Genomic DNA, 16,931 nt, shown 5'->3' with positions numbered 1-16,931 from the left:
TTAAGGGTAAATTCCAAAAGTCACTTTCCGATATTTCAAAAATAAATACGTATAGACTGTATAAGTCCACAACGAATTCAATTTCGAATTTAGGAAGTTTTAAGCCTTTTTTCCGGCTTTTTGTTGAAAACCTTTTGCCATGTTGTTTTTAGCTTCTTTTTTCATAACTGCACCGAAATAATCGAACGCCTCTGACATATCAACTTCATATACTTCCATGAATGCTTCAAATTCCATATATCCAGTAGGATTTGCTTGACGATAAGCCGCATAAACAATACGGAACGTATCTAATAAATCAATGTTCTGAATTCCGCCAGCGTTTAATAAAGTACTTAAAAATCCTTTATCGATAATGCCTTCTTTTTCTAATTTGAATAATGTTAAAGCTGTTAAGTTAGGATTCGCCTTCACTACTTCACCATTTGATAACGTAATTTCTTTTGTCATGTAATTTCTCTCCCTATAATCAAAATTAAAAGGCACTCATAAAGAGCACCTTTGATAGAATTTATTTTGTTTGTGCTGTTTTTCGTAATTTAGCCGAATCAAATTTTGTCATCCATTCTTTTGCAACTGTTTCCGGTAGTTCGATACCTTCATAATAGAAACGACCGAATTCGTCAGATAACGCTGTTACTTCTAATTCTACTTCGGCTAGTTCTTCAGCACCGTTTTCTACACTCTTAACAAAACCTGTTGCACTTGTACAATTAGGGAATGCGATTAAACGTGTGTTTTCTTCGAATATGTCAAGCTCTTCCGCAACGAACGCAAAATCTTTTCCTAAGCTGTCAATACCATATGAGTAAACGCCATCGATCAACCCTTCGTTTGTAATACCAAAAATGTTACGAATAACCTTTAATTGCATGTGACCGCTAATTTTTACATTCATTTGTGTTGGTTTTGATTTTTTCTTTTGAGTAAAGCCGCCGCATTTCTTTTCAACTGATTTAATTTCTGTTTCTGCATCTAATTTACCTACACAACCGAATGGGTCAGTTACATGTTCACCTTTAAAAAGTACACTAGCATTTTTAATCTCGACCGCATCAAATACATCAACTGTAACTGGCATATTATTGCCCTCCTAAAGTTTTATTTATTTCTTCTATTAAAGATTTATTTAATTCCTCAATAGAGTAATCGACCTTTTTATCCACACCACGCTCCATGAACTTTTTGGCCGCCTTTTTCTTACTTGTACCTAATCCCAAATCAGGGAAAACTAAATATCTATATTTCGATTTTGGTTTTAATGTTAATGTTAAATTCTCTTTGTTATCGTCATTAATAGATTGATATAGTTTAGCGTGGGCTTTCTTTCTATTCGATATAGGCATTAAGCCAAGAACTGATTTTTTCATTACTGGTGCAATTCTAGACTTTAAATCTTCATTTATTATCTTTTCCGCAACGTTTGGTAATCGCTCAATGTTTCTTTGCAAAGATTCAAATTTAGAAGCATCAACACTAAAATTAGCAGGCATATTTTACATTCCTTGTAAGCTCGAATGTTAATACATCAACAAAAAACTCTGTATCTTTCTTCCTCATTTTTTCTTTGAGCGATTTATTACATGTGTGGCCAGTTTTACTTAGTGAACTCATAAACTCAACTTGCAATACATCTAAGTCCTCACGATTTTCCGAAAAATAATAAACTGTTACATCTTGTGTAAATGCGCTTGCCCCCGCTCTAACAAACCCACCTGTTTCAAATACAACATGGTTGATTGTGGATAGATTCGCTTCATCCTCCTGAACTGTGTCCTGGTATACTTCTACAGTGTGGAAGAAAGACTCTAAATGCTGGACTAGTTTAGTATTAAACTTTTCAATTAAATCATTCAGTGTCATCTAGACCACCTACCTTTTGCAAGTATAAATACATGCTATTTTTAAAACGATCCGCTTTAATGATGCTATAAGAATGTCCTCGTAATTCAATTATTAGGCTGTCCACATCCTTATTCTTGAACATAGGAGCGTATAATGTTTCAATCTTCATATCTAACTTTTTATCAATACTTTCAGCGTATTGAATATCAACTTCACGACACGAAAGTTCCGAAAATCTAAGTTTGATAATCTCAACATTTTCACGTCCGATTACTTTTTTAGCGCTATTCCGGATTGTTTTACTTTCCTTAACGCTAATAAGTCCATCATTAAAGGTTTTTCGATGTTGTTCAATCCCCATTGTTCTTTTTCCTTTCATCGATTGCGACGTGTAATATCAATCGTGAAAGTGGTTGTCTAAAGTTACTTTCGAAACTATCTAATGCATTGTTGTATTCATAACGAATACGGTTAATAACTAGCTCCCTTGCGGATAAATTGACGGCTAGATCAAGTTCAGCGCCTACTAAATCATTAATATAGTAAACGGAACGATCTATAAGCTTTATGATGTCCTTGTCTTCTTCATCCCAAGTGATTGCTAGTGCATGTTTTACATCTTCTAACAAATCAAAAGGCGACTGTAACGTCGCCTTTGATTGATTGTCACTCATAAAGGATCACTCCCTATTTAGTAGGTGCTGGAGTAGTCACCGCTGTACCTGAGTCTTTCATTTCAGAAATATCATAAACTAAGAATGATTCATTTTCTTCAGCACGACCATTAGCGTACATTTTAGCGATGTATAAATCTTCGTCTTCGATAGCGCGTGTTTGATCGTAAACGTCTAAACGTTGTGCTCCACCTAATCCAAGGAAGTAATCTTTTGCCATACCAGCGATTAATTTACCTTTAGGAACAGCATTTGATTTAACGATTTTACCTGGAATCGGAAGAACGTTATAAGTGTAAGTTCCATCCATGTTAGGGCGTGTAGTATAACCATAAATTTTAGACCAGTAGTCTACAGGGTTAACGATTAGTAACACATTAGATGGATTACGTTTACCATCTTTAGTAAGTAGAGCCATGATATTACCTAAAGTGTAAGGATTAAGGTCTTTTAACTTACCAGTATCGGCTTTATCAGCATGTACGCCCCCTGTAACAGTTAATAAATCTTTCATCATGCCTACAGGTTGATCTTTACCAGTACCACGAACGATAGCTAATTCTAAAGCGATTTTTAAAGATTCAACTAATACAGTTCGAACGTAGCGATCTAACCAAGTCGGGCCAAGGTCTAACATTACTTTACATACAGGCATAAATGCTGATAATTTGTATTCCTCAATTTTAATCGTTTCGAAACCTTCATCTAAAAGTTCTTTGTGAGCCGCGCACAATTTACCCCAGAAGGCAGTTTGGATATCACCTTTTTTCAGAATCCATTCAGTTAAAGCACCGACGTTAACAAATGTAATTTCAGATAATAATTCATGATTTTGAACTAAGTCTTCAAATACTCGTTCGATAACAGTTGCAGGTACTAATGCTTCAGTACCTGCAAAAGAGTTACCTGCAATTACTTCATTGTAGTATTTCGTTTCTTGACTAGTTAAAGCACGTCCACCACGAGCAGCTAAGATAGCTTGATCGCTAGATTGTACTGATGCTTGTGCTAAAATTTTTTCTTGAATACCTTGAGCGAATGCAACTAACGCATCATTCACCTCTTCATCTGAACCAGATGCTAAAACCTTACTTAAATTTTGTTGATTTTCAAATTTCGTTTCTAAGTCTTTAATCATTGTAAATTACCTCCTACAGTTTAATAGATTTTAATAGTGAAACCATAAAGTTAGCTGATTTTTCAGCGTTTTGAGTACGTTTGTCACCTTCGTTTTCGATAGATGCGATGATGGGTTGTTCTTCAACTTCATTTGTAATTACAGATTCACTGTCCACACTTGATTGTATTGAATCAGTGATTACGTCACAGAAACCGAATGACTTAGCTTTTTCAGCGGTCATATAAGTTTCGTTGTCTAGAAGTGTTTCTAGTTGGAAAAACTCACCGTTAAAACGGCTGTTATAAGATTGAATTAACGCTTCGTCAACGTCACGTAGCATTTTAGCTTGCTTCTCTAATGAGTCAGCATTACCGAATGCATATGTCGATGCACGATGTACCATCATAGTGGTATTAGAAGGCATTTCGATTTTATTAGCACCCATCGCAATTAATGAAGCGGCTGAAGCGGCTATACCATCAATAACGGCAGTTACATTAGAAGGGTGATTTTTTAAGTAGTTGCAAATTGCAATCCCTTCAAACGCATCGCCACCATTTGAATTGATGTGAATTTCAATGTCATTTGTAACACCATCTAACATTTCTCTTACACCTTGAGAAGAAATGTCACCGAAAGGAGCTTTACCAACATTCCCATACATATAAATGACTGATTTACTATTGTCCTGTTGATTGTTGTCCATCATTAGGAACTTCGGTTGAATCTTTTCCATTTCCAATATCTTCACCCCCTTTCATAGTTCCGCTTATCCTTGCTCTCTCATAGTTCTTAGTAACATAACGTTCATTAGCCCAATCTTCTTTTATTTGTTCTTTTCCTAAACGTTCTAATACATCGTTTATGCTCATGCCACCGACTGCAAATAGCTTGTCAACGGAATTAGCAAACTTAGTAAGATCGAACAATTTGAAGTTGTCCATGTTGAATCTAATGTATGTTTTACTTAAATATTGCTCTCTAGAGAACATCTTCTTGTTATATTCGTTAGTAATCATTTCCCCTATTGGTCTTACTGCGAATATGATAAAGTTATCTAAATCGCCAGTAGGATTACCGGTAGTTGAAATGCCACCTTCACTTATTCCACTTAGTAATGAAGGAGGAATGTGGAAGGCAGTTGCCACGAAATCTAACATATCTTTTGCAAGGTTTTTGATGTCCCTCGTATCTAAATTACGTGGGTCCTTGCTTTGATCTTCCATTTGTACGTTGTCAGGTAAGAACATGATTGCTGCTAACTTTTCAGGATTCATATAATCTTTTGCTTTCTCTTCAAAAAGTTCTTGCGAAGCTTTTCCATTTTCATCAGTTAACGAATTCATGAAACGGCCTCTGAACAAATAACGTATTCTTCCATTGCCTTTGTAATCTGACATCGCTTTAGCTAGTAATAGTCCATATGAACTATATAAACTATTAATCACGTTGTTTATTGACTCTACAGAAAGGCTCAAGTATAGAACGTCTTGTTCTCTAAATTCCTTCGTTAAAAGCTGATTGTTAATCGAAACACTTTTATAAACATACTCATTAAAACCATTCGTAGTTTCACGATGAAACGATTCAGCTATCCACAGTTCCTCACCTATAGGTAAAATTAACGCTTCCTTTTCGTAAATTAACTGATGGACAACCTTATACCAAAACTCATGGGCATTTTCATTCTTATTTGGTGCCACATTTAATTGGTAGTAGTTCAAACTTCTTTTTAACTTGCCACTTCTATATGTTTCAAAATCACAAGCTACTAAACTACGAACAATTAAATCGATAGCAGCGTTAACATACAATTTCTTGTAAGCAATTTCAGCTTTAAGTGTCATCACACTACAATCAACATCCGGGACTGTTCCATTATCACTTTTTCCTAAAAAGGTTTTAAAAACATTACGAATTCCCATTTTTTCACCCCCTTTCTCAGAATGACCATACTTGCATATCGTTTAAATCGACTGCATAGTCTTCAAGATCACCGTCGAAATTGAGCGCATGTGTGAACGCAAAAAACCCGTCAGTTTTTCTTTTGACAGGGTCGATTTTTTTATATTCTTTTGAGCCATTTCCTAGTTCGTCCACATAAACATTCCCGCAATACCAACGCATAACAGGATCGTCGTGGAAAACAATATTATGATTTATGAATAGATGTTGGATTAATGGGTCTAACATAGCATGAATGTACTGCCCGCGCCTTACTATCTCAACTCTTTCGTTAAAACCAGCTTCTTCTAATAAAGGTTTCAAGATTACAGAACGGAATTTATCAATCGCGATACGCTTAATGTCGTATGTTTTCGATTTTTCTAAAAACCAATTGATAACACGTTTGGGCTCGATTTCTTTATCATAGACGATGGTGAAGAGTCCTTTTTCCACACCTATATCTATAATATCTTGATTAATATCCTGCATTTTCAATGCCTGATGCCATATAAAGGTATGGTGAATCCAATAACGCTTCCCTTGCCGTTTGAATAGCAAACCGACGCTGCAGAAATCGCGTAATTCTGCGTAATCTACACCACCAATACATTCATATTTGTGTAAATCATCAGGTAAAGGTTGATCTGTTGCAAGAAGATCCTCATAAGTAGCGATTTTATGTTGAAATAGCTGCTTCGGAATGTTCATCCGTTTTGTCATGAATTCAACATGCATAGGAATGTTGGTTTGACAATCGGCCCATTCTTCTTTCATCGTTTCGAATAATTCCATATTATCTCGAATAGAAGGATTGGCTTTTTCCCAGTTTGCAATATCTTCGACTTCTTCTTCGGAGTCTAATTTGCAGATGAAGGGGAATAACTTACTCCTTTCAACTTCGCCACTTAGAATCATTCGAGCCTTCTCTTTCATATCATCCAAAACGCCACCACGGACATATCCATCCGTTGTTAAATAGAAAGTTCGTCCATCTTTAACTTTACCCAAGGCTGAACGGAATACTTTAATCGATTTATAACCTTCATATTCATGAATTTCATCGAACCAAACTGATCCAGGACGTCGTCCATCTTTCGTTCTAGCATTAGAAGTATTGAATTTCATGTGAGATTTGTTTGTTTTATGTTTAATTAGTACCTTTGTAGCACTAAATGATCTCTTTAAAACCTTATTTGCAGGATTTTCTATTACTTCCTTCACGTCATCGAATGTAGTTTTTGCTTGTTCTTCAGATGTCGCGATCCATTCAATGTGATATCTATCTATACCAAACTGTTTAGATAGCATATAGAAGTTTAAATATCCGGCATATCCGTTTTTACCACCGCCACGTCCCATCAGTATTAATATTTGATTCCAAACAAGACGGTTGGTGTCCTTATAACGAACGCCGAACACACAAGCGTTAACAAAACGTTGCCATGCGAATAATTCGAATGGAAAATATTTAGCTGGGATATTAACACTATCCTCAATAGCTTGAACATCAACATAAACATTTGGATCATCTAAAGTTTTTCGAACTAAGGTCATTAATTGTTTTTGTTCATTACAAGAACGGATAGATCCGCTTTCCACAGCATGCATGTACTCACTAATGAAAGGATGATATTTATAAGGAAGATTAGACTTCTGCATCATCGTCATCCTCCTCACTTACCGCCTTAAGTCCTAACTCGTTAAGAATCTTTAACATTTGCGTGTTAGTTTTATTCAACTCGTTAATGCTATCGTTTTTTTTCATAAATCCATTAGCGCCTAGTACAGATACACCGCGATCTTTTACATCAGCTATCAATCTGTTTTTTATATCCCAAAATGACATATAATCTTCTACTAAATCCATAAAATGAGCGTGTATGATACCGTTCGTGCCGAGTTGTTCATATAAATCATCTCTTATTTTATTTCTAAGCGTTTTTTCTCTGTTTTTTTGAAGTTTTGCAACCTTTTCCGAAACATTTTTTAGACCTTTTTCATTTATCATGTCTTCCCAATAACGGCTGCGCCATGATTTAACAGTGCTAACAGATACGCCATATTTATCCGCGATATCCTTGTATTTAACACCTTCTAAGAAATCTTTGAACGCTAATTTATATTTACTTTGTTTTCCGCTCACAATATCACCACCCCGCTTTTTCATTGGATTTTTTCGAAGATTAATTTTAAAAATGACACTTGTAAAGACGAGAATAATCATGTATAGTTTTACTTAGAAGGAAACTGTGGCGACGGTCCACTGATTACAAATACATATCGAAAATTTTAATCATCCCAGAGAAGGGATGGTATTTTTTTTGCCTTTTTTTCTATTCCCACGCGCGTAACGCGAAAATAAAAAGAGAAATCCCCCCTCGCGTTGTTCGGTCCCCCAGCAAAATTGTTTCTATATTTTACCCGGGGGGTGTCTTAGGAAATTTATTTCAAATTATTTTATAGCTAAACCAAAAAACTTATCAGCGTATTCAATTATTAAGTTAGCTTCTTCTAAACTTAAGTTTAAGTATTGTTCTAACCAATGTTCTTTAAGACTCGCCTTTACTGTTTGTAAAGATGTCTTCTCGCATGCTCTTGGATTACATATGTGTCTTATCTGTTTGTATGTTGTGTAGATATCCTTTTGGAATCGCTTGTACATATCAGCATCGAATATGATAGTCATGTCAACAGGATGTTCAATGATGCGTTTGATTTCATTAAGATCATACGTGTTACCTTGTATCGTTAAGCTGTTCACACTTACCACCTCTCTTCATCTACTATCGTGCAACGCTTCTTCACTATGTTCTTCTCTTTGTTATGTTCTTTGTTATGGCATTGAATGCATAGTGTCTCGAGATTGCTGAGTACGTATCCAAGTTCGGGAAAATCCCTCAACTCCTTGATATGATGGACGTTCCTACCCTTGCTATACTTACCTTTACGCTTACACTCCTGGCATTCATTGTTATCTCTTTCTAATGCCTTGATTCTAATGTTCCTTCTCCAATAAGGATGCTTATAGAATTTAATGATATTATCTTGCTCATATAGTTTATTAATCTCTTGTATTGTTAGAGGTTGCATGAAATATCCTCACTCCTCTTCAATCAAATGTTCTATACCTTCCAATGATTCTTCGCCGTTCACATATATCGTTACTTTTTTTAAGATAGCAATTACATCATCTAATGTTTGAATTTTATTCGGATCAACCCTATATTGCTTTACAGGTTTAAATACTAATGTTTTACCTTCCATCCCTTTCATCCTCCTCAAAATAAAAAAGCACCCGAATGGATGCTTTGCCCTCAATTACTAATTTATGTTTCAATTACGGTACATGAATTTTTATTCTTTTTCCAATCACCTAATGATGTTACAATTAACTGCTCCAACATTATCAAGTGACTGGAAGAAGAGCAAAAGCTCTGGTTTCGGATTTTATGTGCCGTCATTACGAACCGTTTAGAAATTAAAAAACAACATAGTGAGTTGTGTTTTCCGCCACTTCTCACAATGCAAATATATCACGTTGATTCCAAAACGACCGGCACATTTTCTGCCAAAAAGCGGTCACGACTCTGCCACTAATATTAAATTCCACATGAATACTGCAGGTAAGTTATAATGGAGGACTTTACTATAATCCAATGCTTCTTATGCTATATCAGCCTGTACAACTTACGTTTAATGTTAATAAGATATACAGAAAGTATTTTTAATAGGAGATGATTTTATGTCCAGTTATAAATCAAAATGTCATGTTAGAAAGAATACGATTACTACAGGACCTTTTCTAGTTCCATTAAATGCTGCGGTTGGACAACCAAATAATAGGCTTGTAATTATCCTTAAGAATCCAACAAGACAATCGCTAGAAGCTGATGTGGTAATCGAGTATTGTCCTCCTGTACAAATCTCGGTTGATGGTACACCACTTCCCTTTATAATTACTGAGAATGAAAGACCTTTTCTGGAAGGGCTTGGTCTAACAATTATCCCTCCAATGAGTTGTACTCGATTAGAGTTTGATATTAGTTCTTTTGTAAACGGAATTCTTCATGTTAAATCCACAGGAGATTATTTAGTAGGAGAACGTCCATTACGTGGAAAACTTGAAATTGAAGTTGTTGGTGGATCTGGCCTTTCTAACCCTACAAATCCTGGTCTTTCCGTTGCAGATCCCTCTATGGTATTCCATTTTGCTGATTTCATAGTTTAAAAATAGGAATAACTTAATCTATGAGTATTAGTTATACTATTTAAGGCACAAGTACAATCCTCTACTAAATTTCATATCGATTAAAATTTCTTACATCATTTTTCTAAGTAATGTTGGGATATCGTCATAAGAATATAATTTGCTTGATAAACCTAAATTCTCCTAACGATGTCCCAATTATTAATTAACCTTATACATTTTGCTCAACTAACTTACCCATATCTTATATTTTGTGTAACTATGCCAAATGCTACAGCCTTTGATATTCATAACTTCATAACACTTCCTCTTTTGAGTTACACAACACAATAAAAATGAGTAACTGTATAGAATGGGGTAGAATAACATGGCCACCAATTATTAATTTTAATGTACTCCAAAAATAAAAATCCACTGTATTTAATTACTTTAAATAGTCAGTAGATTTTTATTTTTAGCAGGATTTTATTTTATTAGCTTGATAGTGACGAAATACAGCCAGAATTTCAAAAATTTTGTATACTAAGAGAATTTCAACCTAAAAAGTTGGATTCCTATACGTTAAATAAAATGAACAAAGTCTTTTACACTCTCTTCTTTAAGAACGTTTCCATAATATCCTTCCTGAACCTTTCATAATCAAACTGAAAAGCTACATTATGCATTTTATAGCCTGGATTTGTAACAAAACGAAAGTCTGCAATGCTTTGTCCAAAACCTTCCCCTTGATCAGGAATTACTTTAATGGGTACTCTCGTAAGGTTAACAGCCTCTCTATTTAGCAAATACCACACTGTTACAAAATCATGCATAGGACTTCCACTTATACCTGGATTAGACTTGGAGTAAAAATTATAATAATAATCTAACATAGGTTTAATGATGAGCCCTGCAAGATCCTGTGTATTCCGATGAAATGCATCGATTTGCTGGACCATTTCGGGTGTAACAATCGCATGTTGGGTCACATTTAAAGGAATAATTGTCAAGTTCTTTGCATGTTGCAGAATTAAGTTTGCTGCATAAGGGTCTGAGTAAAAATTAGCTTCAGCCACAGCAGTTACGTTACCTGGATAGAAAAAAGCTCCCCCCATGCAAATGCATTCTCTTACATTTCGCATTGTTTCTAAATTCAATACAAAAGTCGTAGCTAGCGAAGAAAGTCTTCCTAAATTGATAATTGTAAGATCTTCTAAATTTGATTCTATAATTTGATAAATATCATTTAAAGGATAAACTGGATATGAAATTTCAGGTGGAATAATAGGTCCTAATCCAACTTTTCCATGTACCTCAGGGAAATACTGAATCAATATACCTGTCAACGGTACAGAAGCACCAAGGAATACAGGTATTTCTTCTCTTCCCGCAATGTACTTTAAATAGTTAATATTTCTTATTACATTTTCTCTTGATACATTTCCATAATCGGCTACGATTCCTACAAGTTGAATGTCTTTACGAAAAAAGGTGTACAGTATAGCAAAGGCATCATCAATCCCTAAATCTGTAAACAGAAGAACCTTTTTTTGCATATCTCTTCCTCCAAATTTTATAGAATTCTACTTTCAACAACGATGTAGTGATTAGACTACGCTTGTATATATATTTTTTATGTATTCTTAAAGAGGCGATTCTATTCACTTGAAATAGCTTTACACATCTAGATTTGATTTTATGTTCAAGCATAAGTTTCTGTTCTTAAGTTGATAAGCATGTGTTGCTATCCTTGAACAAAAAAGCAATGATTAGATTTTAAACCTAGTCATTGCTTTATCCATTGCATCTTGGTTTACTCCTATATATCTTAACGTTACTCGTTCACTTGAATGATTGAATATCTCCATCAGCAAAGCTATGTTCTTTGTCTGCATGTACATATGATATCCAAATGTCTTACGTAATGTATGTGTCCCAATTTCTTCTAAACCAAACTTTGCTGCTGTAGTACTAAGTATTTTATATGCCATACTTCTTCCGATTGGTCGATTTTTTCCTTGTCTGCTCTTAATTAAATACTCATAGTCTTCCATATCTTCAATGTACCACTTTAACTCTCTTCTTAATGCTGCAGTAATCTGAATACGTTTCTGCTTACCTGTCTTCATTTCACGTATTGATATATGGCTGCCATTTAAATCTCCAACCTTCAGTTTTAAAATATCACTAATACGTAGACCTGTATTAATTCCCATTACAAACAAAATATAATTGCGTTCATTCTTTTCTTTTAGGTATTCTTTAATTTGTTGTATTTGCTCTGGATCACGTATCGGTTGAACAAAATTCACTATTCATTACCTCCAGTTTCTTCTGTCTCGTAAACTTCTAATCCAAGTGCAAAAGCAAGCTTATAAAATGCTTTAGACTTCCAACGTCGATAAGTACGCTCTGACATTCCAATTTCGTTATAAACCATGTAATCACATACATCCTCTTCTTCTAAATAACGTTTATAAATAATGTCCCTTTGGATAATTCCTGCGCGTCCATTTCCTAATCGATTTAGAAATTGATCAATACGTAATGACATTCTTTCTAGCCATTCTTCTCGTTTACTTTGTTGAATATTTGCTATAGCAATATCTTCTAACGGCTTACCAACTGCATGCGTAGGACCATGCTCACGTATTTCATAAGAAGGAGTGACTTTCATTTCTTTACGCATCATCCCAAATTGTCTATGTATACGTACGCTTTCCAACACACCTTCTAACTCCTCTTGTGTTGCTGTTCTATCAATTTTTGGTAAGAAAGATAATTGTTTAGTCATGTAAGACCACTCCTTTTTATTTTTAAATTACTTTTATCTTAATGCTCCACGTTTCCGTTCATAACAAGGTCTATGCATCCCCATTAAATCCTCAATTTCACGAGTACATAATTTCTCTTTTTGTTTTTTCTTGTTTTTCTTCTTTCCTTGCTTGGATTGTTTTTTCCACTCGCGTAATTGGTCTTTTAGTGCCTTAATATTTCCTCATCTCCCTTTTCAAAATAAAAAGGACCCCTATTCCTAAAACAGCTTGAATTGCTGCTTTAATGAATTGGTGTCCTCTAGTTTTCTAGCCGGACTATATTCGATTGTTATTTTTAAATATCCCAATAGTCACTATTAACATCATTAGTATATTTGCTGATTTCCTTCTCTTTCCCACACTTTTCACATTTATAATAACTAACTATCCCCATCTTACCAGTTTTAAAATCTTCATTGTCATGATTTTTAATAAGTTTATATCTATGTATACATTTAGGTTCTTTTAATTTATCAAACCAATTTCCTAACATAAATTAATCCCTTTCCTCCCGAAAATATTCTTTTTATTCCCATCCCCTTAAGCATACCTTAGAAAAGATTCCCAATCAATGAAACGTGGTAGCTTGTTTTTCTATAAACAAAAGGATTATTTTGTTCAAAAATTCATTCTAATTTATAAACACTATCTTTTTCTTATATTTTCCATTAAAATTTAATAGAAATATTCCGATAACAAAGGAGCAACCTATGAAGCATAATATTAATCTATGGTCCTTTATTTTTTCATTCGTTTGCATTGCTTTTTTTCTTTTATATCTTGAAGTATGCACACCTGAAATGAATGCATCGTTTATAAATATCTTTTATTTTCACCCTTTATTTTTTGTACTCATTTTTTCAATAGGAACTTTTTTTGCTGGTATTAAAGGATTCTCTAAAGCAGGTAATTGGATAGCGATGCTTAGAAGCATAGTGACAGTTCTACTAACACTTTTATTATCAGTGTTTTTAACACTAACTTTGATCGTTGGCTATGCATTAAGTTAAACGTCATTCTTTGTGAATAAAACTCAATATTCCGTCAATACTGTAGACAACCCATTAAGTTACTTTCTCCTTGTTCCCCCTTGGAGAACCGAGCAGTTAGCTTTTGCTAGCTGCTCTTTTATTTTCTGCAATTGGTTACACTTACCTGATGTTTTTAACGTAATATTAAGTTACGATATAAAAGAATAAAATATATTTGGCTGTTATACCATTACCCTAGGAAACTAGGGTTTTTTATTTCCACAAAATAAAATTTTTATTTAATTTATAAAATAAAACTGCTTGTCCACTTCAACCCATTCACCATCGTATATTATCTAACTACTATGATCGTATAATTCTTCTTGCATTTTCCATTCACTTCGATACATTCTTTAATTCCCCTTAACAATCTTTACACTTCCATATAATTACATTCCAACTTCATGATTTGCTTTTTGCAACCTTTACCTCCTATGGCGAGCAATCATAGAAGGTAAAGGTATGAATGAAGAAAATATTGTTTTACATGGAGTTGCTGTTGAATCAAGTTTAATCGATTCAACTCTCCTATCTATTCTTCGTCATTCACTTTACCAACAGAAGCAACAGGAGCAACAGGTTCAACGATATTGATTTAGGAAGTGGACTCCCTTATATATTAAAAGCTTTTTGAAGTGAACCCATGTTCCTTATATATTATGGAATGGGTTTATATTTGTGACATAAGGGCTTATTTTTTTATTTATTTTAATTTTCAAGGGCCTTTTTCTTATACTTGTTTGTTAACCAATTCATAAGTTGTAGTGTGTAAGTGGGTGAATGATAAGGATGGTGTAAAAATGAGTGAATTTAAAAAGAAATTTCATATTCCATGTGAGTGTTTCCTCCCCCCTGTACCCCCACCTCAAGTTGGACCAACCGGACCGACTGGACCAACTGGGCCGACTGGACCAACTGGGCCGACTGGACCAACCGGGGCTACAGGAGTTACAGGACCTACGGGACCAGCTGCTACGGCATGTTGCCCATGTACGAATGTTCTTGATAACCCTGGATTTGATGAACCTGCAACACCAGGTACTCCAGTTCCAGGATGGATTGTAACGGGAAATGTTTCAGAAGTAGGATTTCCAAATGCGCACAGCGGTCGTTTTCTTCCAAATGGATCCTTGAGTGCTTTAGCTGTTTCTATTGGACCTGGAGGAATTATGACCCAATCTGTTGATGTAGGCGAAGGTTGTTGCTTTACCCTTTCTTTTGCTGGGGATATAAGAGATGGAGCACTCCTTGTTGCTTCTGTATCGTTTCCAGAACTTGGTCAAGGATGTCCTCCTAACCCTACAACACTTGGACCATTAAACATTCCGCACATTGTACCTGTTGCAAATCAACAACAAGCTGGCTTCCAACATTATACCCTTGTTGTGTGTATACCTGCTGATGTAACTACAGCATGTATTAGTTTCCAAAACTTAGCTACGGGTGGAGAAGGCGCAACAGCTTTTGTTGATAATGTTGTATTCCAACCTACTGGTGGACCTTGCACTTCATGTTCACAAAATTTTTAATACATTAATATATCTAAAGCTTTTCGTTTTTCTAGCGAATCCAATAACTATTAAAGAGGGCCCCCCTGGCTCTCTTTTCATATTAGAAATCACCATATGCACCTATATATTGAACGTATCCCTTTTTGATCAACATACGAATGATATTCACCTTTATATAAGCTATAGATTCACTATCTCATCCTTGCGTAAAATATGAAACTATTGAACAGTTAGACTGGGCTAACTGCTTTTTTGAGGTTTTCCGAATAAAATTCTAAATTATGTCCAATACTATAAATGAGCTGATACAGCTTAAATTCACAGTGACCTTTGTAATGTTCTTTTCCCTTTCTCTGAGGGCTGAGCAGTTAGCTTTTGCTAGCTGCTCTTTTTTCCGTACAGGTACCCATTTACTCTAAAATGAATAAACTATCTTGAACCTTATTTTTCAGTCATTTACTGGTTCATGACTTACAAACATAACCCCAATACATGGAATGTTTTTTAAGCGAGCACTCTGGAACAAGTGCTCGTTTTACTTTGGCATTTTTCTACAAAATGAAATTTTTATACAAAATACACACAACTAAATCAACATAATTTCATATGATATATTGCATCATTTCTTTTTAGAGTGGATAGTCGTTACAGAAGGGCACTTTTCTAAGTGCTCTTATATTTACATTCCAAATAGCGTTTTTGTTTGAATTCAATTTTTTAACTATAGCTTTACTAATACTTTTGTGCTAAAATCCACTAGGATATTTATTTTACAATTATTTTTGGAGGCTTTATGAACAATCAAAACAACAATGAAACAAATAACATCGGTAGACTATTAGCTATTTTTCTAATAGTATCACCACTATTAATACCTATCGCGCTCCCTACAGCCATAATTGTCGGAATAAAACAATGGTTGCCTGATGACGTTGTATACCCAAGTATAATGTCACTATTGACCTTATGTATTGGACTTTTCATAGTTGGGATCATCTTCTCTTTCGTATTACGCGTATTTAAATTATCTGAAGAAAAGCTAAAAGAATTAGGTTTCTTAGGATTTACAATTTCAATTGTTAGTACCTTCCTGACAATGTATGTCGGATATTTTTGGCTAGCAAAACTTAATTTCACAGCAGTGCAATTATCACCACATGCTGTATTAATCTTTGCGATTTCATCTACAATTCTTTTAGAAACAACCTTTAAATTAAATGATAAATTTGATACACCTGATACAAAAGAGACACTTTAATAGATATCAAAATGATTATCTTAGAGCACATATCAACATGTGTTCTTTTTTCTTTTAATCAAATAACGATTTATATAAATCCAACTTTCTTCCCACTTCGCGGCGGTAATCTTCACTGACTTCTATACATAAATGTTTAATCATCTTATAATTAAAGATGCTCGACCATGTGTGAATACCTTTTTGAACACTCTTTGGGCTAGTAGAAATCCTAGCTTTTATTTTCTTATCTGAATAAAATTCAATATTCCATTCATACTATAAATACACTTGGGTTCTGAACTTCCTTCTTAACGTTTTTTCGGAGAGCAGTTAGCTTTTGCTAGCTGCTCTTTTAATTACACATTTTTGCCTTAATGCTCATATGTTATTGAGAATAAAAAATCATCTTGTATTATAAGAAAAGTATTCTTTTTCATTACTCCACTCCCTCTTTATAGAACACTGTTTGAATAAGGTCTTAACTTTAAAGAGGGAATACTTTTAAAAATCTTGGTTATACTGTAAACAGGCTCTTGAATAGCCAATTTCCGATTTTACTAA

The 16,931-nt window shown here is 34.5% G+C and carries 22 protein-coding genes; 4 read left to right on the top strand and 18 right to left on the bottom strand.

Features of this window, described 5'->3' with window-relative positions; genetic code table 11:
* Window positions 1–99 precede the first annotated feature (99 nt).
* The 14 genes from AC1Q51_RS04595 to AC1Q51_RS04530 form a co-directional block, all read right to left on the bottom strand.
* On the bottom strand, window positions 100–450 hold the full coding sequence (locus tag AC1Q51_RS04595) for a hypothetical protein (RefSeq protein WP_000159510.1): 351 nt from the start codon (window positions 448–450) through the stop codon (window positions 100–102).
* Between the two features lie 61 nt (window positions 451–511).
* Window positions 512–1,081 carry a hypothetical protein gene (locus AC1Q51_RS04590; RefSeq protein WP_001145608.1) on the bottom strand — a complete coding sequence of 190 codons (570 nt, stop codon included), beginning with the start codon at window positions 1,079–1,081 and terminating at the stop codon, window positions 512–514.
* Between the two features lies 1 nt (window position 1,082).
* On the bottom strand, window positions 1,083–1,493 hold the full coding sequence (locus tag AC1Q51_RS04585; RefSeq protein ID WP_001111193.1) for a hypothetical protein: 411 nt from the start codon (window positions 1,491–1,493) through the stop codon (window positions 1,083–1,085).
* Entirely contained in the window at window positions 1,483–1,863 is a 381-nt protein-coding gene (locus tag AC1Q51_RS04580; RefSeq protein WP_000174093.1) for a hypothetical protein, read from the bottom strand. Before AC1Q51_RS04580 ends, AC1Q51_RS04585 begins: the two co-directional genes overlap by 11 nt.
* On the bottom strand, window positions 1,850–2,206 hold the full coding sequence (locus AC1Q51_RS04575) for a hypothetical protein (protein WP_000510722.1): 357 nt from the start codon (window positions 2,204–2,206) through the stop codon (window positions 1,850–1,852). The genes AC1Q51_RS04580 and AC1Q51_RS04575 overlap by 14 nt, the downstream gene beginning before the upstream one ends.
* Window positions 2,196–2,519, bottom strand: coding sequence for a hypothetical protein (locus AC1Q51_RS04570; RefSeq protein ID WP_001282871.1), 324 nt, complete (start codon window positions 2,517–2,519; stop codon window positions 2,196–2,198). The genes AC1Q51_RS04575 and AC1Q51_RS04570 overlap by 11 nt, the downstream gene beginning before the upstream one ends.
* Before the next feature lie 13 nt (window positions 2,520–2,532).
* The gene (locus AC1Q51_RS04565; RefSeq protein ID WP_000588589.1) at window positions 2,533–3,657 is read right to left on the bottom strand and encodes a phage major capsid protein; all 1,125 of its coding nucleotides are present in this window, start codon (window positions 3,655–3,657) and stop codon (window positions 2,533–2,535) included.
* A gap of 13 nt (window positions 3,658–3,670) precedes the next feature.
* Window positions 3,671–4,303 carry a head maturation protease, ClpP-related gene (locus AC1Q51_RS04560; protein WP_003272656.1) on the bottom strand — a complete coding sequence of 211 codons (633 nt, stop codon included), beginning with the start codon at window positions 4,301–4,303 and terminating at the stop codon, window positions 3,671–3,673.
* 16 nt (window positions 4,304–4,319) lie between these two features.
* Window positions 4,320–5,564 carry a phage portal protein gene (locus tag AC1Q51_RS04555; RefSeq protein ID WP_098311753.1) on the bottom strand — a complete coding sequence of 415 codons (1,245 nt, stop codon included), beginning with the start codon at window positions 5,562–5,564 and terminating at the stop codon, window positions 4,320–4,322.
* 16 nt (window positions 5,565–5,580) lie between these two features.
* Window positions 5,581–7,248: a terminase TerL endonuclease subunit gene (locus AC1Q51_RS04550; RefSeq protein WP_000983375.1), complete on the bottom strand. Its 1,668-nt coding sequence runs from the start codon at window positions 7,246–7,248 to the stop codon at window positions 5,581–5,583.
* A complete protein-coding gene (locus tag AC1Q51_RS04545; RefSeq protein ID WP_000015468.1) occupies window positions 7,232–7,729 on the bottom strand; it encodes a P27 family phage terminase small subunit in 498 nt (165 codons plus the stop codon). Before AC1Q51_RS04545 ends, AC1Q51_RS04550 begins: the two co-directional genes overlap by 17 nt.
* Window positions 7,730–8,038: 309 nt before the next feature.
* Entirely contained in the window at window positions 8,039–8,347 is a 309-nt protein-coding gene (locus tag AC1Q51_RS04540) for a hypothetical protein (RefSeq protein WP_098311752.1), read from the bottom strand.
* Window positions 8,348–8,349: 2 nt separating this feature from the next.
* Entirely contained in the window at window positions 8,350–8,676 is a 327-nt protein-coding gene (locus AC1Q51_RS04535) for an HNH endonuclease (RefSeq protein WP_098311751.1), read from the bottom strand.
* A gap of 9 nt (window positions 8,677–8,685) precedes the next feature.
* The gene (locus AC1Q51_RS04530) at window positions 8,686–8,850 is read right to left on the bottom strand and encodes a hypothetical protein (protein WP_179879475.1); all 165 of its coding nucleotides are present in this window, start codon (window positions 8,848–8,850) and stop codon (window positions 8,686–8,688) included.
* 478 nt (window positions 8,851–9,328) lie between these two features.
* On the opposite strand from AC1Q51_RS04530, the gene AC1Q51_RS04525 reads away from it, so the two are divergent.
* Window positions 9,329–9,814 (top strand): hypothetical protein, encoded by a 486-nt coding sequence (locus AC1Q51_RS04525; protein ID WP_000100518.1) that lies wholly within the window; start codon window positions 9,329–9,331, stop codon window positions 9,812–9,814.
* Window positions 9,815–10,377: 563 nt separating this feature from the next.
* Here AC1Q51_RS04525 and AC1Q51_RS04520 read toward each other — a convergent pair.
* The 4 genes from AC1Q51_RS04520 to AC1Q51_RS04505 form a co-directional block, all read right to left on the bottom strand.
* On the bottom strand, window positions 10,378–11,328 hold the full coding sequence (locus AC1Q51_RS04520) for a nucleoside hydrolase (protein ID WP_001170292.1): 951 nt from the start codon (window positions 11,326–11,328) through the stop codon (window positions 10,378–10,380).
* 213 nt (window positions 11,329–11,541) lie between these two features.
* Window positions 11,542–12,084, bottom strand: a complete 543-nt coding sequence (locus tag AC1Q51_RS04515) for a site-specific integrase (protein WP_001012133.1) — start codon at window positions 12,082–12,084, stop codon at window positions 11,542–11,544.
* Window positions 12,084–12,566 carry an ArpU family phage packaging/lysis transcriptional regulator gene (locus AC1Q51_RS04510; protein WP_090977984.1) on the bottom strand — a complete coding sequence of 161 codons (483 nt, stop codon included), beginning with the start codon at window positions 12,564–12,566 and terminating at the stop codon, window positions 12,084–12,086. Before AC1Q51_RS04510 ends, AC1Q51_RS04515 begins: the two co-directional genes overlap by 1 nt.
* Before the next feature lie 317 nt (window positions 12,567–12,883).
* Complete coding sequence (locus AC1Q51_RS04505; protein WP_044307561.1) at window positions 12,884–13,081, bottom strand: hypothetical protein; 198 nt, start codon at window positions 13,079–13,081, stop codon at window positions 12,884–12,886.
* Window positions 13,082–13,298: 217 nt separating this feature from the next.
* Between AC1Q51_RS04505 and AC1Q51_RS04500 the strand changes: the two genes are divergently transcribed.
* The 3 genes from AC1Q51_RS04500 (at window position 13,299) to AC1Q51_RS04490 (ending at window position 16,388) form a co-directional block, all read left to right on the top strand.
* Entirely contained in the window at window positions 13,299–13,598 is a 300-nt protein-coding gene (locus AC1Q51_RS04500; RefSeq protein WP_044307562.1) for a hypothetical protein, read from the top strand.
* An 821-nt stretch (window positions 13,599–14,419) separates the two neighbouring features.
* Window positions 14,420–15,148, top strand: coding sequence for a hypothetical protein (locus AC1Q51_RS04495; protein WP_098831336.1), 729 nt, complete (start codon window positions 14,420–14,422; stop codon window positions 15,146–15,148).
* 775 nt (window positions 15,149–15,923) lie between these two features.
* Complete coding sequence (locus tag AC1Q51_RS04490; RefSeq protein WP_001064729.1) at window positions 15,924–16,388, top strand: hypothetical protein; 465 nt, start codon at window positions 15,924–15,926, stop codon at window positions 16,386–16,388.
* The last annotated feature ends 543 nt before the right edge of the window (window positions 16,389–16,931 follow it).

The organism is Bacillus sp. MT94 (assembly GCF_058792475.1).
This window is presented reverse-complemented; position numbering and strand designations above follow the sequence as displayed.